Source organism: Microbacterium sp. C23T (genome assembly GCF_053345975.1).
Genome location: NZ_JBKFBD010000010.1, coordinates 100,500 through 116,921 on the forward strand (window position 1 = coordinate 100,500; position 16,422 = coordinate 116,921).

The window sequence follows — 16,422 nt, forward strand, 5'->3', positions numbered from 1 at the left end:
GCCAGTGGGCGACGCCCTCAGGCCCGGATCGGGCTGACCCCGTGCGGTCTGGGCTCAATCAAGGACGAGGCCGTCGTTCCAGCGCAGTCCGATGTCGTACTGGGCCAGGCCGCGTTGCACGGACTCCAAGTCAGCAACCGCGGCAGGAGACAGGTCGAAGTAGGCGTCGATGACGATCTGAATCGGCAGCCCAGCGGCGTCCGGGTAGGTCGCGGCAAGTTGGCCGTCGAGGGCGAACCCGACGTAGTTGAGGAGTTTCTCGTTCAACTGCGCGGGATCGGGTCGGTCGGACCATGGTTCGGTTTCCACAACGTGCAGGTTGCAGCTTGATCCGTCCGGTGTGACGCTGACGAGATCGATGACATTCGGATTGCTTAACCCCGGCATGCTCCGAGCCTACGCAATGTCCCGAACCGCGTCGGTTCAGCGGGCAACGCGCTACGCCTGAGTTGATTTGGCGCACGCAGTCGGTCGGCCAGCGGGCGCGACGGGTGCGGTGTCGTGGATCGGTGGTGACACGTCCGCCCGGGCGCTTATGCGGACACCGGCTGATCAGGACGCTCGGTGCCCGCTGGCTACGATCGGGGGATGCACAGCACGGAGATCGCGCCGGTTCTGTCAATCGGCGCAGTGCTCGGCGACTCCGACGCCGAGAATATGGCGTGGAAGCGAGCGATCGGCGAGTTGGGCAAGCAGGTCGTGGCAGCGCGCGAAGCCGTCGCGAGCCCGGTCAACCTCAACGTCGTGTTCCACGTGGACGGCAAGCTTGCGCCCAACGAGTTTGTCGGCGTGCGCGCCGGGCGCTTCAGCCAAGCGACGTCCCAGCTCATGGTGCAGGCCGCGGTCGCTCCTGGCGCGGTCGATGATCGACGTTCCGTACTTCTAGGTCTACTCAGTGCAGCCGTGGATGAGGCAGAGCTGTTCGCCCGTCGGCGCGAGCTAGCAGACGACCTGAGCGCGATCCGATCAATTCTCGTGGGACTACCACCAAGCTGACCCGGGAGCCAACCACTGCGTTCTGCGCACAACTGGATCCTCGGACGGGCGGCATCCGCGGGAAGATGTGGACGTGAGCCGCGAGGAAGACTTCCGTCTCGTATGGACGCAGAGGGATACGGAGCGGTTGTGAGGAGGTTCGCGGCGGGCGCTGTCGTTTGGGTCGCCAACCCACCTTCCGTGAACGACCGGTGGGTTTCTGTTGAGCACACTCCGGAGGGAGTCGTGGCGAACTCATGGAACGGCATGCGCGTGATTCTCGACCCAGATACGTGTCGCGGGTTGTCATCGAAGTTCGCCAAGTAGTGAGTGCCCGCCAGCGGGTCCCTCGACGGACAGCACGAAGGTTGTCCGGACACCCGGGGTCGGGTTCCACGTTCGCCGTTATCCACAGGTCCTTCATCGGTCGAGGTGAGGTCGTCTCGTTCGGGCAGACTCGCTGCTATGGGTGTGATGTTCGACTACTTCGCGGCGCCGAACGATGAGGAGGCTGCAGCGACGATTGACCGACCCGGTGGCCCCGCCCAGCCGGAAGTGGTGCCTCAGGCATCGCCGGCTAGGCGGACGCTGTTCGGTCGCCGGCGGCCTGCAATAGTCTCGGCCAGTGACTCTGCAAGTGCAGTTGTTTACGACACGGTCTCCGTTAAGGGCATCGATCCGGTCGTGCAATTGGGAACGCTGGAAGGACTGCTTACGGGGCGCACGTTCGACGACGTGCTCGCTGATCCGCGGACAGGCCACGACCTAGCGATCAGAGACGGCGGAGAGTTGTTGGTGGTCACTATCAACGACGCGGTGTCGGCGGCACTGGGGACTGCCGACGAAGGAACACTCGAGCAGGTAGCGGGGCCGTGGTCGCAGACAGAGGAGTTCTGGGGCCGGGGCGACCCGACTGAACTTGCCGGGTTCTTGAAGGACCTGGCTGGACTCGCGCGCCGCGCCCAGGCGTCCGGCGACCGCCTCTATTGCTGGATCTGCGTATAGCCGTCGGACGGTCCGTCAGCGTGCTAGCTGAGAGCGGTGAGGACGAGTTCGTGGTTCCACTCATCGCTAAGCACGCCGCCGAGGCGATCGTCGTCGCTGCTAAGACAGAAGGGGACGCTGTCCTCATCGAGTACGCCAAGTCGCACCGGCGCAGCCAACAGGCCCCACGGCTCGATGCGGTTCGCCAATCGCCCGTCGAGCACCAATTCCCGGTACGCGGGCGACCACCAGGTTTCGAGAACCGGCTGCAGGTCGCGCGGGTCGATTCCGATCCAGACGCCATACGTGATCGTGTATCCGCCTGTCAGCTTCACCGGCAGAAGTGCTCGGACGAACACACCGATGCCGTTCACCTGCATCATTACGGAAGAGTTCGGGTCGGCTCCGCTCATCCAGACATCCGACTCTGGAAGAGCGTCGGCGTCGACGACCGGATCCGGCCAAACGAAGCGGATGTTACGGTCGTGCTCATTGATGCTGTGCCCGCACAGCTCGCACACGTCGCCTGAGCTCACGGCGCAAGACTATCTACGTCCCGTCTGCGCACGGGAGCCGGTCGCGGACTTAACGCGCGTAGCCGTCGACTCGTACGCTCTCTCGCCGATGTTCCCGCCCCATGCAGATGCCCCGCCCGAACCCATTCCCGATCGACGCCCCTCAACAGCAGCGCACCGCCAACCGACAAAGAAGACTGCAATGCACGCAGGCACTTTCTGTGGGTGCTCCTGGGACCGTTGTGAACAAAGGGATCGCGTGACAACCTGGTTACATGGCTCGTGGGCGTCGAACTGCTAAGCGAGACGCCGCCCAGAAGCGGCAATCTGATCAGCTCGCGCGCGAAGCGGCGGCGGCGAAAGCTGCCCAGCGTCTGGTCGGCAAGTGGGGCGGCGAGCATCAGGCGCTGAAGCGCCTCGGCGCACTGTCGACGGAACTCGAGCGACTCCACAAGCAGGAGACAGTACTCCTCCGGGAGCGCGATCAACTCGTTCGCGATCTACGTGAGACGGGGAGCAGTTGGGCATCCCTGAGTTCGCGCACGCGGCTCAGCCGCCAGGCGCTGATGAAGCGCGCCGCCTCGTAACTGGTCGTCAAGGCTGCGGCGGGCGAGCGGTGGCCACTCTGCCTCGACAGCATCCATCGGTTAGACTATGACTTAGAAGTCATACGCAAGGAGGTCCGGCATGACGGCTTCGACGCTCATCCGCGCCGCTCGCAAGAGCAGGCGACTGACCCAGCAGCAGCTCGCGGACCGTGCTCGGATCGATCAGAGCAGGGTCTCGCGGTCGGAGCGCGGGCGCGATACCGACTTCGGTACCGTCGAGCGCCTGCTCGCAGGGGCGGGCCACCGTCTGTACTCCGCGCCGACTCAGCGCGACGATGCTGCGGCCGTGGCGGCTGAGATCCGTACGCGTCTCGCGGACGGGAACAGGGAACTCGCGCTGCGGGCGCTGCTGCAGCTGAATGACAACCTCGTCGCGGAGCACGGGCTCGTCCGGGGCGTTCTCGGTCTGGCGGAACCGGAGTCGACGGCCGATCGCGCCTGGGATGCTGCGATCGCTGCCTTGGTTGCGTGGCGCCTACGTGAGGACGAGCTGCCGGCCCCGGCGTGGGTGGACGATCCCAGTCGTCACCTCTCCGCGCCGGTTGCGCTGGTGATCGATCCGGCCGATCCGACACCGCCCCTGTCGGAGGTTCCCGAGGAGTTCGCCCGTCGGGGCGTGCTCGCGTGGCGTGACACGTTCGCGAGCGTCTGACCGTGGCAACCACGCTCGACCGCGACGACATCCTGGACGGGCTCCGCGCGCTCATCGCGGAACTGCGCTCATCGAACCTCGTCGCGGGCATCCGCCTCGTCGGCGGTGCGGCTCTCGCCCTTCGCTATTTTCCGCGCGGAACGACGCAGGATCTGGACTCGCTACACATCCATCCAGGCAACGACGCCGACGTCGCCGCGGCAGCGGCGAGGGTCTCCACGGCACGAGGGTGGGATCCCGGGTGGCTCAACTTCGACGTCGAGCAGACCGGCGCAATCCCGTCATTCGGGCGACGCTCGGTCGCGTGGGAAACCATCTACGACCAGGACGGCATCGTCATCCAGGTCGCAGACAAGGAGGCGATGCTCGCGATGAAGCTGCGCGCCAATCGTCCGGGCCGCGATACCAACGACATCCGTCAGTTGTTGACACTCTGCCAGGTCACGACGCTCGACGCAGCAGAAGAGCTCTACGAAGACTTCTACCCAGGTGATGCCCTCACCGACCGTGCCGTGGCCATGGTCAACGCCATCCTGGATGGGGGACTGCCCGAGCATGTTCCCTCGCCAGGGCCGGTCGAGCTGTAGTGCCCATTCGTCCGAGTGCAGCCTCCGGATCGATGCGCTCCGACGCCGGGAGTGTAGCGATCGCAACCGGCTCCGTTCTCGCCGCTCGCTCCTTCCAGACTCCGCGCTTCGCGCTGCGCTTAGGAGCCGCTCTCATCGAGCACTCCGCTGGCCGCGATCGCTGGGCGGCTGATTGTCGGAGCGGACCGATTTGCCCACAATCTGCCCACATCTGAACCAGATCGAGCACGAATGAGACCCGCTGAGCATGCTCGAACGTAACCGAAAAGCTGCGGAATTCCGCGGATTCGGGGGCCAATCCGCGGAATGGCGGGGGAGCCTCGGCAGAATTCGATTCCCCCCATCTCCACTGCCGTTGTCATACAGAGTTGGAGCCCCGGTCCCCGCGAGAAATCGCGAGGACCGGGGCTTTTCTTGTCACGTGGACGAGGTCACGACCCGGCGATCCACACGGTGGTCTCACCCGGAAGCAGGCGTCCCTCCACCGGGCCGCTCGAGAGCGAGAGCTGCGGCCCCGCCGGCAGTGCGAACGGCTCGGCCCCGAAGTTCGTGATCACCGTCCAGCCGTTCGGGCGTCGGAAGGCCAGCACGTCGTCGCGCCCGGTGTCGATCCACTCCAGCGACTCCCCGGTCTGCAGCACGTGGCGCAGCGCCAGCGCGTCGCGATACAGCGACAGCGTCGAGGCGGGGTCGGCGTCCTCCACCGAGACCGCGGACTCCGCGAACCACGCGGGCTGCGGCAGGTGCGCGCCGCCGTCACCGAAGCCGTACGAAGACCCCGAAGCCGACCACGGCAGCGGGACGCGGCATCCGTCCCGTCCGATGTCCTCGCCGGGGCTGCGGAAGAAGGTCGGGTCCTGCCGCTCGGCGTCGGGAATCGCGGCCACCTCGTGCAGGCCCAGCTCCTCGCCCTGATAGACGTACGCCGAGCCGGGCAGCCCGAGGACGAACAGCGTCGCCGCCCGGGCCCGACGCAGTCCGCGTGCCGCATCGAGCACGGGCTCGGTGCCGCCCGACAGCAGCCATTCATTGCCGTGCTTGCGCGTGGGGCGGCCGAAGGCGTCGTGTTCGGCGTCGGGCAGGCCGTACCGGGTGGCGTGGCGCACGACATCGTGGTTCGACAGCACCCACGTCGTCGACGAGCCCGAGAGCGCGGCGAGGTCGAGGTTGTCTCCGACGATCCGGCGGAACTGGGCGGGGTCGAAGTCGGCCTCGAGCAGGTCGAAGTTGAACGCCTGCCCCAGGCTCTCGGAGCTCGCGTAGAGCGGGATGCGCGACGGCTCGACCCATGCCTCGGCCACGGCGGTGCGCGGCGGGTCGTACGAGTCGAACACCTGCCGCCACTCGGCGTAGACGTCGTGGACGTCGTCGCGGTCGATCATCGGGTGGTTGCCGTCACGGGGCATCGAGTCGAGCGCTGCCTGCGAGGGGAGCGGGTCGACGAAGTCCTTCGTGAGCATGTGGGCGACGTCGATGCGGAAGCCGTCGACACCGCGGTCGCTCCAGAACCGCAGCGTCTTCACGAAGTCGGCGCGCACCTCGGGATTCGACCAGTCGAGGTCGGGCTGCTCCACGGCGAAGTTGTGGAAGTACCATTGCCCGTCGGCGACCCGCTCCCACGCCGGGCCGCCGAAGACCGACACCCAGTCCGCCGGGGGCTCGGAGCCGTCGGGACCGGAGCCGTCGCGGAAGATGTAGCGTCGACGAGCGGCGGAGCCGCGCCCGGCGGTCAGGGCCTCCTGGAACCAGGCGTGCTGATCCGACGTGTGGTTCGGCACGATGTCGACGACGACCTTGATCCCGGCGTCATGGAGCGCAGCGAGCAGCTCGTCGAAGTCGTCGAGGGTGCCCAGTCGCGGATCGACGTCGCGGTAATCGGCGACGTCGTACCCGCCGTCGGCGAGCGCTGACGGGTAGAACGGACTCAGCCACACCGCGTCGATCCCGAGCTCTTTCAGGTACGGCACCCGCGAGGTGATGCCGCGGATGTCGCCGATGCCGTCGCCGTCGGCGTCCGCGAAGCTCCGCGGATACACCTGGTAGACGACTGCCTGGCGCCACCAGGCGGGCAGTTCGAGGTCGTGCTGGTCGGAGGAGGAGGGTGCGGGGTGCACAGTCGTCACGGAGACGCTTTCCTTTCGATTCGGGTTCGGTTCGGGTGAGGGATGACGGATGCCGCGGCCTCAGCCTTTGACGGCTCCCTGCGTCACGCCTTCCATGACCCATCGCTGGGTGAACAGGTAGACGATGATCGCGGGGGCCATCGCCATGAGATACGAGGCGAACGACACGTTGTAGTTGTTGCTGAACTGGGTCTGGAAGATGTTCTGGACGACCGGCAGCGTCTGCGATGCCGGGTCGGAGATGATGAGCGACGGCATCATGAAGTCATTCCACGATGCCAGGAATGCGAAGATCCCGACAGTGGCGCTCATGGGTGCGAGCAGTGGGAAGATCAGCCGCCAGAACGTCTGCCACGTCGTGGCGCCGTCGATACGGGCGCTCTCTTCGAGCTCCCCCGGGATCGACCGCAGGAACGCGGTGAACAGCAGGATGCTGAAGCTCAGCTGGAACATGATGTGCAGGATCGTCACGCCCACGGGGTTGTCGAGGCCGGCGAGGCCCGTCAGCTGGATCTGGGGGAGCGCGACCACCGGGAACGGGAGGAACATCGCCGCGAGCAGGTAGTAGAAGGAGTACCGGAAGAGCTTGCGGTCCCAGTTCCGCGAGATGGCGAACGACGCGAGCGCGGCCAAGATGATCGTGCCGGCGACCGAGAACGCCGTCACGAGCAGCGAGATCGTGAAGGCGCGGGGGAAGTTCGTCAGTTCCCACGCCGCCGTGAATCCGTCGATGCTCCACGGCGCCGGAAGTGAGAACGCATTGCCGTCGACGGCCTGCCCCTGCGTCTTGAACGCCATCGAGATCGTGACGTACAGCGGGATCAGCACCGTGACGGCGCACAGGATCAGCACGATGGTGCCGGGCCAGTTCACGCGCTCCATCGCGAAGCGCGATCGGGCGGGCTTGCGGGCGGAGTCGCCGTCGAGCACACGCTCGGCGTTGATGTCCTCGATGGCGAGGGCGGCTTGCGTGGTCATCAGAACACGTTCCTTCCGCGGGTGAGACGGAGTTGGAGGAGAGAGAGGATCAGCGCGATGACGAAGAAGATCGTCGCGTTGGCCATCTGGTAGGCGTAGTCGCCGCCCGAGAAGCCGGTGAAGATCGTCATCGCGATGCTGCGGGTGGCCGTGCCGGGACCGCCGTTGGTGAGGCCGACGATGATGTCGTAGGCGTTCAGGAAGTTCTTGAAGCCGAGGATGACGTTGATCACGACGTATCCCGCGACGAGCGGCAGCGTGATCCGCAGGAGCTGCTGCGTCTTGCCGGCGCCGTCGATGTCGGCCGCTTCGTACACGTCGCCCGGGATCGAGAGAAGCCCCGCGATGTAGATCAGGAGCGTGCCGGGGATCGCCTGCCATGCGGTCACGATCACGATCGCGACCCACGCGAGGTCCGGGTTCGCGAGGATGCTCTCGCTCAGCCAGGGGATGCCCCACGCCTGCCCGAGCGCCGGCACCGAGTTCGAGAACAGGAAGTTGAAGACGTAGGCGATGATGATGCCCGAGATCACCATCGGGATCACGAAGATCGCCCGCAGCCCGGTCTTGAGCCGCACGCGGGAGACGAGCCCGACCGCGAGCAGGAACGCCACGGCGTTGACGACCACGACCGTGACGGCGGCGAAGCCGAAGGTGAAGAGGTAGCTCTGCAGGATGGCCGGGTCGGTGAAGACGGCGACGTAGTTGATGAGGCCGACGAACTCCCAGTCGCCGAACCCGATGGAGTCGGTGAAGCTGAAGAAGATCCCGATGATCGCGGGAATGGTGATCGCGAGCGTGAACAGGATGAGCGCCGGGAGCAGGAAGAAGTAGTAGACCCCTTCCACGCGCCGGCGCGTGCGCGGCATCGTCGCCGCGCCGGTGCGCCGGCCGGTCTTGGGCACCGTGAGGGTGGCCGTGGTGGTTGCCATGAGTGCGTTCCCTTCGTCGCGCTATCGGCGCATCGCCAGTCGGGCCCAGTCCGCGTCCATCACGCGCAGCGTGTTCTCGACGTCGGATCCGGTCACGATGCCCTGCATGTAGTTGTCGGTGGGGATGGTCAGCGGGATCGCCTTCGAGGCGCCCTGATAGAACTTCGCGGAGTCGTAGTACTCCTTCATGCCGACGATGCGCTCGTCGGTGACGGGTGCGGAGTCGGTGGTGGTGCCGTAGCCGAGGAACGCGGCGTTGTACTCGTCCATGACGTCCTTCCGGAACAGGTAGCGCAGGAAGTCGCGCGCACCCTCCTTCTGATCGGATGCCTCGGGGATCCACGCGGCGAGGTCGATGTTGACCCGCACCCGGTTGTCGTCGGGGTCGTCGGTCATCGGCAGCGGGAACGTGCCGAGGTCGAGGTCGGGGTTCGTCTTGTCGATCTCGCCGAACGCCCACGGCCCCTGCAGGTACATGGCGGCCTCGCCCTTCGCGAAGGCGAGGTTGCCGTCGCCGTAGCCCCGGCTGGCAGCATCCGTGTTCGTGTACTCGCTCGTGAGCTGCGTCATGCGCTCGACCGGCTCGGCCAGTGTCTTCTCGAACGACACCGGCGAGTCGGGGCCGACCTCGGTGCCGAGCTCGTTCATCTCGTCGTAGAACGAGGCGACGTCGACCTCGCCGCCGACGGCGTAGTCGAACCACCCCTGGCCGACGGTCCACGGGTCCTTGAAGGTGGCGTAGAACGGCGTGATCCCCGCCGCCTTCAGCGCGTCGCAGACCTCGACGAGCTCGTCCCATGTGGTGGGGACGTCGAGTCCCTGCTCTTCGAAGATCCGCTTGTTGTAGATGACCGAAGCCGCCATCACCGAGTACGGCAGTACGCTCGTGCGACCGGGGTAGGTGGCGTACTGGTCGACCAGATCCTGCACCTCGGGGAGGATGCGGTCGGCCTCGGGCATGTCGCTCAGGTCGCTGAGGGCGCCGCGCTCCATGAAGCGCGCCATCTCCATGTTGTAGTTGAGCAGCCCGAGGTCCGGCGGGTTGCCGCGCAGGAAGCCCGCCTGCAGGTTCGAAGACGTGTCGAAGACGACCTCGACCTCGTCCTGGCTCGCGTTGTACTCCTCGATCAGATCGCGGAAGTAGGGGATCGCCTCGGGCTTGCTGAGATGGAACCTCACCTCGGCCGGCCCGGTCGATGCGCCGGAGCACGCGACCAGGGACGTGCCCAGGATCGCGAGGGCGGCGCCCGCCGCGCTCGCGCGGCGGAGGAAGACGGATGCTGCAGGCACGTCGTTGTCCTTTTTGCGTGGGTTGTGGGAACTGGTTGGTTCGAAGAGTAGATTTACTCGGCGAATCAATTAGGTGTGGACCGTAATGCTGAGGAACGCGTGAAAGGTCAAGACCTCGATGTCACAATCGCTGCTCACCCCGACGGCACTGCGCCGCGCGAGTCTGGACGCCGTCCTCGGGTTCGCCTGGGACGCCGACGCGTTGACGGCCTCCGACGTGATCGAACACGTCGGGCTGACGCGGTCCACCGCCATCGACGTCGTCGACGAACTCGTCGAGCGCGGCCTGCTCGCGGAGCTGCCGAACGCCCGTGCCGTGGGGGAGTACCAGAAGGGGCGGCCGGCTCGACGGTTCGCCTTCCGCGCGGACACGGGATTCGTGGTCGGGCTGGACGCCGGTCGCGCGCGCCTCACGGCGACGGTCGCGGATCTCCGGGGCGGCACGCGAGGTGTGAGCCATCTGGCCGCGGACGCCGCTCAGGATTCGGCGGAAGACCGGCGTCGCGACGCCGCGCGTGTCGTCGACGATGCGCTTTCGGCCGCCGGGATCACGCGCACCGACGTCGTCGCGGTGTGCGTCGGCGTTCCGGCGCCCGTGGACCGGAACGGCTCGTCGCCTCCTCACCGCGATGACTTCTGGCACCGCATGAACCCGTCGTTCGGCGACCTCTTCGGCGATTGGGCGCCGATCGTGCGGGTCGAGAACGACGCTTCGCTCGCGGCGGTGGCAGAGCGTGCGGTCGGTGCGGCCGTCGGCTACGACGACTTCGTGACGCTGCTCGCGGGAGAGCGCCTCGGCGCGGGGGTCTGGGTCGACGGGACGCTGCTGCGGGGTGCGCATGGCGGGGCGGCCGAGATGGTCGCCTTCGACCACGTCGCGGGCGTCGAGGGGGCGTGGGGGCTCGGATATCGGGTGGCCGAGCTGGCACGGCGTGCGCTGGCGAAGGGGTCGCTCCCGGCGTCGAGCGCGCTCCGTGGGCTGAACCCCGCCCAGATCGACGCCAAGACCGTGCTCACGCTCGCGGCGGAAGGCGACGCGGGCGCGGCCCTCGTCGCGCGGCAGGTGGGAGAGACGCTCGCCGTCATCGCCGGTGTACTGGGGAGCCTCTTCGATTCCCGGCGGATCATCGTGTCGGGCGCGGTCGCCGCCGGTGCGGGGCCGGTGATCGACGCCGCACTCGACGCGCTGCCGCAGGAGCTCGACCTGCCCGCACCCGAGATCGTCGCGTCCGACCTGGGCGCCGACATCGTGTCGGTCGGAGCCGTGCGCGCCGCCGTCGAGGCGGCGCGCACGGGTGCGCTCGATCTGCCCCGGTTCGCAGTCGCTAGCTGACTCGCCAGAGCTCAGCGAGCCGATCGGCCACGGTGAGGGCCTGCGCGTAGCCGGCCCGCGCCGCGCGGGGACGGGACAGAGGGTTCATCATGTTGTCGCCGAACGCGGTCAGCGAGGCGGCGTCGGGGAAGACCGTCTCGACGCTGCTTCCCTCGGCGCGCAGCTGATCGACCTGCGTCGCCAGGTGCGTACCCCACTCCACCGGGGTGAAAGATCGCCCGCCGAGAGGTGACAGCACCAGCACGCGCTCGTAGCCGGCCGCGAGGTCTGCGTTGTCGGCGTTGGACCGGTAGCCCCCGTCGATGTAGCGGGCGTCGCCGATGCCGTAGGCGAATCCGCCGGCGCAGCTCGCGGACACCGCGTCCACGAGGTCGATCCCGCTGTCGCGATCGAACACCACGGGCGCGCCGCTGCGCGCGTCGACGGCGGTGACGACGACACGCTGCCGCGGCCAGAGAGCCGTCGGAAACCGCGCCGCGACGGTCGCCCGCCATTGCGCAGAGGTGATGGCCGCGGCATCCGTCTCGAGTTCCTTGCCCATCTTGCGGCGCCAGTCATCCGCATCCGATGCGTCTGCGATGATCGCCTTCATCCGGTCGAGATGACGTGACTGCAGGCCGGGCCCGGCGGGGCGAGCGCGGGTGCCGCCGGGAGCGGACGGCGGCGGCGGACTGGTGATGGTCGCGGCGAACAGATCGACGGGGCGGGTGCTGGTGACCTGCGCCGCGGCGGTGGACCCGGCCGAGGTCCCGACGATGAGGTCGGCGTCGGTCACGTCCAGACCGGCCTCGGCGAGACCGGCGATGACACCGATCAGCCAGGCGTTGCCTGCCGATCCTCCGCCGCCGAGGACGAGCGCCCGACGCGGGACGGGGTGAGGTGAAGATGCTGAGTTCATGGGAGTCGCCTTTCGCGATTGCGTGTGGGGGCTCCCGTACGGCTATCTCGGCCGTTCGATCGTGCGCTGCGGGAGAGCACCCCATGGGGATACTGCGTTCATGGGTCTCACCTCCCGTCGTCGATCACGATCGCCGGCAAGCCTCGCACGCGGACGTGTCGGCCGCAAGTCGGCAGACCTCGTCGTCCGTCCAGGCGCGGACCGGCGCCTGCGATCGCGCAGGCGCCGGTCGGTGATCTCGGGGTGTCGCCCCCGCATGCGTGCGCGAGGCCGTCAGCGGCCCACCGCCTGGAAGTAGTGGGCCGCCGCGTACTGCGCCACGTTCAGGCCCAGCAGCTGGCCCTGGACGTCCGCGTGGTGGAAGTGCAGGCCCGCCCAGATGCGGGCGTCGATCAGCTCGGAGAGCGGCTGCGAGAACGTCTGGAACGTGCGCACCCTCGGTTCGCCGGCAACGAGCAGCGCGGACGTGCTCGTCATCTGGAAGCCACCCGCGATGACGTCGCCGAAGTGCATGCGCAGGACGGCGGCGTACGCGCCGTCGAGGCAATTGTGCCCGGACGGGTGCTCGGGGTACGGCGCCGTGATCAGTGCCGCCCACCCGGGTTCAGCGGTCGTGCCGCCGTTGCCGTCCTCGCCGGCGCGCGGGATCGCGTTCCACGGCCGCCAGAAGTCGTACGCGTACTTGTCGTTCCAGCAGGTGATCGCCGCGTCCGCACCGCTGAGGTTCTGCAGTGCCAGCAGCCTCGCGGCGTCGCCTGCGCCGAGATCGTTCCTTGTGATGAGCTGGCGCGCGACCTCGTTCCACCCGAGGACCGGCGCCCACTGCCACCACTTCGCGGCGTACGTCTGGTCAGGCGTGCGCGTGGATCCCGTCGCCCTGCCGAGAGCCTGCACCGCGTTCACCTCCGCCGCGTACTCGGGGCTGTCGAGCGCGAGCGGCGGCGCCGACTGGAACTGCGTCGCGCTCTCGACGAGGAACGGTTCGACGCCGCCCACCCAGGGGGTCGGGTCGAGGATCTCCTGCCCCGCCGTGTTGAGCAGGGGGGACCAGTGCCCTGCGCGGGGGTCGCGAACCCACTGCGACGGTCCGAATCGTCCGTCGTCCTGCCGCGCCTGGAGCATCGCATCGGCAGCGGCATGGCCCGCCGCGACGCCCTGCCTCTTGAACGCATCGTCGGCGATCGCGCCGAGCGACGTCGCGTACTGGGCATCCAGGCCGGCGAGCAACCCCGCCCTGCCGGGGAACGGAGCGATCTCGGGTGCGGTGGACACGAGGTTCGTGAGCACCTCGTACGCGGCCGTCGCCACGGCCGCCTCGACCGACGCCTTGGCCCCGAAGCGCTGCGTGAGCAGGTACGGCTGGTACTTCTTGGGTCCGATCGCGGTGACGGCGTCGTACACGGCGCCCTGCGTCATGCCCATGTTCAGCTGGTAGGCGGGCGGTGCGCCGCCATCGGGCCCGGGAACGGCGGCGAGCGTGTTCGCCGCCACCTCATTCCAATGGACGACGGCGGTGGCGTCGGCTGGTGTCGGCGGAGCGGCCGACGCCCCGGCGGCTCCGAGTGAGACCGACGCGATGAGCGCGGCCGCGATGATGGCGATGGATCGACGAGTGTTCATGACCAACCTCACAAGTGGGGATCTGAGGCACAGGCTCGGGTAGCCTGCCTCACTGTCCCACCGCATCGCGCGGCCGTCGATTGGGCATAGCCCTTAGGGAGAACCGGCGGCCTCCTCCTATGCGGGACACTCCGGCCCGCGCGGATACCCGCCGCCCTGGTCCGGGCACACGCCGACAGTGAGCAGGTAGGACTCGAGGAGATGCCGGCTGCCTCCGGCCACGGCGACCATCGGGTTCTCCGAAAGCCATACGGCGTAGACCACCGGCGACGTGAACCGCCCGCCCGACAGGAACGCGGCAGTGCCCTCTCTGAACGGCACGAGCAGTGCCGGGTGGCAATCCCATCGCTCGATGCAGAGGCGCTCCGCACGATCGGCGATGTCCGAGCATGGCGACAGCCCGGCCGCTTCGCAGTATTGCGTCGCCCACGCCTCCAGGCGATGGGACCCGGAACCGGGCCGAAGGCCGAATCCGATCGGGTCGATCGTGACGAGGGCCGAGCCGGCGGGATCCGACCGAGGCGGTGTCGCCTCCTTCGCGGTCGGAGGCGCCGAAACCTCGAGCGAGGGAGTCGGCACGGGTCGACTCGCGGAAGAGGGCGCGCTGCAGCCCGCCAGAAGCAGCACCGCCCCCAGCAACACGACCCATCGACCCCAGGCGAGCACGAGCATCTCCCCTTGGGCGTGACGGTAGACCCGCCGTCCCATGCGCACAAGATGATCGATACCACCCCGGTATCGCATCGCGGACAGAATCTGTCCGTATCCCGCGAGATGCTCATTCTGCAAGCCCGCCTGACGTCCGAAGGAGGACCGAGCAATGGCCAGAGTCGTGTGGTTCGACATCCCCGTCACCGATATGACGCGAGCGATCGCGTTCTACGAGGCGCTCACGGAAGAGAAGCTCATCCGGCTCCCGGTCGGGCCTGACAAGGAGACCGCCATCTTCGCCGCGGCAGACGGCGGAGCGGCAGGATGCCTGTTCGCCGCCCCCGAAGACACGCCGTCGCATTTCGGGTCGCGCGTCTACTTCGACGCGGGTCCCTCGATCGACGAGTGGCTGGCGCGGGTCGAGCCGGCGGGCGGAGGCATCCTCGTACCCAAGACCGAGATCACCGGCGGCCGCGGCGTGTACGCCTACGTCGAGGACAGCGAGGGGAACAGGATCGGGCTCAACGCGCCGGCGTGAGCCGGAGTCGATGTCGCGCGCATCCGCCGGTCGGCGCAGTCTGTCAGCGCTGAGAGGATTGGCTGATGACCGCAACACTCGTGGCGCGCGGCGTGGCCGGCGGATACGGCCACCGCACACTGTTCGACTCCCTCGACCTGACCGTCGCGCCCGGCGACGTCGTCGGCGTGGTCGGCGCCAATGGAGCCGGCAAGTCGACGCTGCTGCGCCTGCTCGCCGGCATCGACGAGCCGCAGGCCGGCACCATCTCGCTCGCTCCCGCGGACGCCTTCGTCGGCTGGCTTCCGCAGGAGCACGAACGCGTCGCGGGCGAGACCGTCGCCGAGTACATCGCTCGTCGAACGGGGTGCACACAGGCGACGAGGGACATGGATGCTGCGGCCGCCGCGCTCGCCGACCCCGGGCTCGCTCCGCACGGCGTCGATCCCGCCGACATGTACTCGGCCGCGCTCGACCGCTGGCTGGCCAGCGGTGCCGCCGACCTCGAGGAGCGGCTGCCCCCCGTTCTCGCAGATCTGGGACTCGATCTCGGTGGCACCCCTGCGGACCTGGCGACGATGACCGGGCTGTCGGGCGGACAGGCCGCTCGCGTCGGTCTCGCGGCGCTGCTGCTCTCGAGGTTCGACATCGTGCTGCTCGACGAGCCCACCAACGACCTGGACCTCGACGGGCTCGAGCGGCTCGAGGCGTTCGTACGCGGCATCCGTGGCGGTGTCGTGCTGGTCAGTCACGACCGCGAGTTCCTCGCGCGCTGCGTGACGCGCGTGCTCGAGCTCGACCTCGCACAGCATTCGAACCGCGTCTACGGCGGCGGCTACGACGCGTACCTCGAGGAGCGCGCGACGCTTCGCCGGCATGCGCGCGAGAAGTACGACGAGTTCGCCGAGAAGAAGGCGGACCTGGTGGCGCGGGCGCGCACGCAGCGCGAGTGGTCGAGCCAGGGCGTGCGGAACGCGATGAAGAAGTCGCCCGACAACGACAAGATCCGGCGCAAGGCGAACACCGAGTCGAGCGAGAAGCAGGCGCAGAAGGTGCGGCAGATGGAGAGTCGCATCGCGCGCCTGGAGGAGGTCGAGGAGCCGCGCAAGGAGTGGCAGCTCGAATTCACCATCGGCACGGCGCCGCGGTCGAGCACCGTCGTCTCGACGTTGAGCTCGGCGGTCTACGAGCAGGGCTCGTTCACACTCGGACCGGTGTCACTGCAGGTGAATGCGGGGGAGCGGATCGGCATCACGGGGCACAACGGCGCGGGCAAGTCGACGCTCCTGCGGGCTCTGCTCGGCCGGCAGTCGCCGAACGCGGGCGCGGCGAGCATCGGTGCGAACGTCGAGATCGGCGAGATCGACCAGGCACGGTCGCTGTTGGTGGGGTCGCAGCCGCTCGCGGCGGCATTCGGCGAGCTCGTGCCGGACATGGAGTCCGGCGAGGTGCGGACCCTGCTCGCCAAGTTCGGTCTGAAAGCGGATCACGTCGGCCGACCGGTCGACGAGCTCTCGCCGGGTGAGCGCACGAGGGCTGCGCTGGCCCTTCTGCAGGCTCGCGGCATCAACGTGCTGGTGCTCGACGAGCCGACCAACCACCTCGATCTGCCCGCGATCGAGCAGCTCGAGCAGGCGCTCGACTCGTACCGGGGGACGCTGCTGCTGGTGACGCACGATCGGCGGATGCTCGACGCCGTGCAGCTCGACCGCCACTGGCGCGTCGAGGCCGGGCGCGTCACCGAGCTGTAGCCGCGACC

At 68.1% G+C, this 16,422-nt stretch carries 17 protein-coding genes; 8 read left to right on the plus strand and 9 right to left on the minus strand.

Annotated elements, in window-relative coordinates:
• Positions 1-54: 54 nt before the first annotated feature.
• Positions 55-387 (minus strand): DUF6572 domain-containing protein, encoded by a 333-nt coding sequence (locus ACLBXX_RS07690; RefSeq protein WP_447657549.1) that lies wholly within the window; start codon positions 385-387, stop codon positions 55-57.
• Between the two features lie 201 nt (positions 388-588).
• Between ACLBXX_RS07690 and ACLBXX_RS07695 the strand changes: the two genes are divergently transcribed.
• Both ACLBXX_RS07695 and ACLBXX_RS07700 read left to right on the plus strand, forming a co-directional pair.
• Positions 589-996, plus strand: coding sequence for a hypothetical protein (locus ACLBXX_RS07695; RefSeq protein WP_447657550.1), 408 nt, complete (start codon positions 589-591; stop codon positions 994-996).
• A gap of 444 nt (positions 997-1,440) precedes the next feature.
• Positions 1,441-1,980, plus strand: coding sequence for a hypothetical protein (locus ACLBXX_RS07700; protein ID WP_447657551.1), 540 nt, complete (start codon positions 1,441-1,443; stop codon positions 1,978-1,980).
• Positions 1,981-2,003: 23 nt separating this feature from the next.
• Here ACLBXX_RS07700 and ACLBXX_RS07705 read toward each other — a convergent pair whose 3' ends face one another.
• Positions 2,004-2,495: a DUF2199 domain-containing protein gene (locus tag ACLBXX_RS07705; protein ID WP_447657552.1), complete on the minus strand. Its 492-nt coding sequence runs from the start codon at positions 2,493-2,495 to the stop codon at positions 2,004-2,006.
• A gap of 254 nt (positions 2,496-2,749) precedes the next feature.
• Here ACLBXX_RS07705 and ACLBXX_RS07710 point away from each other — a divergent pair, with 254 nt between their 5' ends.
• The 3 genes from ACLBXX_RS07710 to ACLBXX_RS07720 all read left to right on the plus strand — a co-directional run bounded on the left by ACLBXX_RS07710 (position 2,750) and on the right by ACLBXX_RS07720 (position 4,321).
• Positions 2,750-3,061 carry a hypothetical protein gene (locus ACLBXX_RS07710; RefSeq protein ID WP_447657553.1) on the plus strand — a complete coding sequence of 104 codons (312 nt, stop codon included), beginning with the start codon at positions 2,750-2,752 and terminating at the stop codon, positions 3,059-3,061.
• Positions 3,062-3,161: 100 nt separating this feature from the next.
• Complete coding sequence (locus ACLBXX_RS07715; protein WP_447657554.1) at positions 3,162-3,734, plus strand: helix-turn-helix domain-containing protein; 573 nt, start codon at positions 3,162-3,164, stop codon at positions 3,732-3,734.
• Positions 3,735-3,736: 2 nt separating this feature from the next.
• A complete protein-coding gene (locus ACLBXX_RS07720) occupies positions 3,737-4,321 on the plus strand; it encodes a hypothetical protein (protein WP_447657555.1) in 585 nt (194 codons plus the stop codon).
• 431 nt (positions 4,322-4,752) lie between these two features.
• Here ACLBXX_RS07720 and ACLBXX_RS07725 read toward each other — a convergent pair whose 3' ends face one another.
• The 4 genes from ACLBXX_RS07725 to ACLBXX_RS07740 are packed head-to-tail and all read right to left on the minus strand — an operon-like array spanning position 4,753 to position 9,644.
• Positions 4,753-6,444 carry a glycoside hydrolase family 13 protein gene (locus tag ACLBXX_RS07725; protein WP_447657556.1) on the minus strand — a complete coding sequence of 564 codons (1,692 nt, stop codon included), beginning with the start codon at positions 6,442-6,444 and terminating at the stop codon, positions 4,753-4,755.
• Positions 6,445-6,504: 60 nt separating this feature from the next.
• Entirely contained in the window at positions 6,505-7,422 is a 918-nt protein-coding gene (locus ACLBXX_RS07730; protein WP_447657557.1) for a carbohydrate ABC transporter permease, read from the minus strand.
• The gene (locus tag ACLBXX_RS07735) at positions 7,422-8,354 is read right to left on the minus strand and encodes a carbohydrate ABC transporter permease (protein WP_447657558.1); all 933 of its coding nucleotides are present in this window, start codon (positions 8,352-8,354) and stop codon (positions 7,422-7,424) included. The genes ACLBXX_RS07730 and ACLBXX_RS07735 overlap by 1 nt, the downstream gene beginning before the upstream one ends.
• A 21-nt stretch (positions 8,355-8,375) precedes the next feature.
• Entirely contained in the window at positions 8,376-9,644 is a 1,269-nt protein-coding gene (locus ACLBXX_RS07740) for an ABC transporter substrate-binding protein (RefSeq protein WP_447657559.1), read from the minus strand.
• A gap of 118 nt (positions 9,645-9,762) precedes the next feature.
• On the opposite strand from ACLBXX_RS07740, the gene ACLBXX_RS07745 reads away from it, so the two are divergent.
• Positions 9,763-10,977 carry an ROK family protein gene (locus ACLBXX_RS07745; RefSeq protein ID WP_447657560.1) on the plus strand — a complete coding sequence of 405 codons (1,215 nt, stop codon included), beginning with the start codon at positions 9,763-9,765 and terminating at the stop codon, positions 10,975-10,977.
• Here the strand turns inward: ACLBXX_RS07745 and ACLBXX_RS07750 are convergent.
• The 3 genes from ACLBXX_RS07750 to ACLBXX_RS07760 form a co-directional block, all read right to left on the minus strand.
• Positions 10,970-11,875 carry a patatin-like phospholipase family protein gene (locus ACLBXX_RS07750; RefSeq protein WP_447657561.1) on the minus strand — a complete coding sequence of 302 codons (906 nt, stop codon included), beginning with the start codon at positions 11,873-11,875 and terminating at the stop codon, positions 10,970-10,972. The genes ACLBXX_RS07745 and ACLBXX_RS07750 overlap by 8 nt on opposite strands.
• Before the next feature lie 273 nt (positions 11,876-12,148).
• Entirely contained in the window at positions 12,149-13,495 is a 1,347-nt protein-coding gene (locus tag ACLBXX_RS07755; RefSeq protein WP_447657562.1) for a vanadium-dependent haloperoxidase, read from the minus strand.
• A 117-nt stretch (positions 13,496-13,612) separates the two neighbouring features.
• On the minus strand, positions 13,613-14,341 hold the full coding sequence (locus tag ACLBXX_RS07760) for a hypothetical protein (protein ID WP_447657563.1): 729 nt from the start codon (positions 14,339-14,341) through the stop codon (positions 13,613-13,615).
• Between ACLBXX_RS07760 and ACLBXX_RS07765 the strand changes: the two genes are divergently transcribed.
• Positions 14,316-14,684 carry a VOC family protein gene (locus ACLBXX_RS07765; RefSeq protein ID WP_447657564.1) on the plus strand — a complete coding sequence of 123 codons (369 nt, stop codon included), beginning with the start codon at positions 14,316-14,318 and terminating at the stop codon, positions 14,682-14,684. The genes ACLBXX_RS07760 and ACLBXX_RS07765 overlap by 26 nt on opposite strands.
• Before the next feature lie 65 nt (positions 14,685-14,749).
• A complete protein-coding gene (locus tag ACLBXX_RS07770; protein WP_447657565.1) occupies positions 14,750-16,414 on the plus strand; it encodes an ABC-F family ATP-binding cassette domain-containing protein in 1,665 nt (554 codons plus the stop codon).
• Positions 16,415-16,422: the final 8 nt, after the last annotated feature.

What these genes read in the sequence shown, in the direction of transcription:
- ACLBXX_RS07690 (WP_447657549.1), bottom strand. Translation starts at nt 387, where the DNA reads ATGCCGGGGTTAAGCAATCCGAATGTCATCGATCTCGTCAGCGTCACA.
- ACLBXX_RS07695 (WP_447657550.1), top strand. Translation starts at nt 589, where the DNA reads ATGCACAGCACGGAGATCGCGCCGGTTCTGTCAATCGGCGCAGTGCTC.
- ACLBXX_RS07700 (WP_447657551.1), top strand. Translation starts at nt 1,441, where the DNA reads ATGGGTGTGATGTTCGACTACTTCGCGGCGCCGAACGATGAGGAGGCT.
- ACLBXX_RS07710 (WP_447657553.1), top strand. Translation starts at nt 2,750, where the DNA reads ATGGCTCGTGGGCGTCGAACTGCTAAGCGAGACGCCGCCCAGAAGCGG.
- ACLBXX_RS07715 (WP_447657554.1), top strand. Translation starts at nt 3,162, where the DNA reads ATGACGGCTTCGACGCTCATCCGCGCCGCTCGCAAGAGCAGGCGACTG.
- ACLBXX_RS07730 (WP_447657557.1), bottom strand. Translation starts at nt 7,422, where the DNA reads ATGACCACGCAAGCCGCCCTCGCCATCGAGGACATCAACGCCGAGCGT.
- ACLBXX_RS07735 (WP_447657558.1), bottom strand. Translation starts at nt 8,354, where the DNA reads ATGGCAACCACCACGGCCACCCTCACGGTGCCCAAGACCGGCCGGCGC.
- ACLBXX_RS07745 (WP_447657560.1), top strand. Translation starts at nt 9,763, where the DNA reads ATGTCACAATCGCTGCTCACCCCGACGGCACTGCGCCGCGCGAGTCTG.
- ACLBXX_RS07750 (WP_447657561.1), bottom strand. Translation starts at nt 11,875, where the DNA reads ATGAACTCAGCATCTTCACCTCACCCCGTCCCGCGTCGGGCGCTCGTC.
- ACLBXX_RS07755 (WP_447657562.1), bottom strand. Translation starts at nt 13,495, where the DNA reads ATGAACACTCGTCGATCCATCGCCATCATCGCGGCCGCGCTCATCGCG.
- ACLBXX_RS07765 (WP_447657564.1), top strand. Translation starts at nt 14,316, where the DNA reads ATGGCCAGAGTCGTGTGGTTCGACATCCCCGTCACCGATATGACGCGA.
- ACLBXX_RS07760 (WP_447657563.1), bottom strand. Translation starts at nt 14,341, where the DNA reads ATGTCGAACCACACGACTCTGGCCATTGCTCGGTCCTCCTTCGGACGT.
- ACLBXX_RS07770 (WP_447657565.1), top strand. Translation starts at nt 14,750, where the DNA reads ATGACCGCAACACTCGTGGCGCGCGGCGTGGCCGGCGGATACGGCCAC.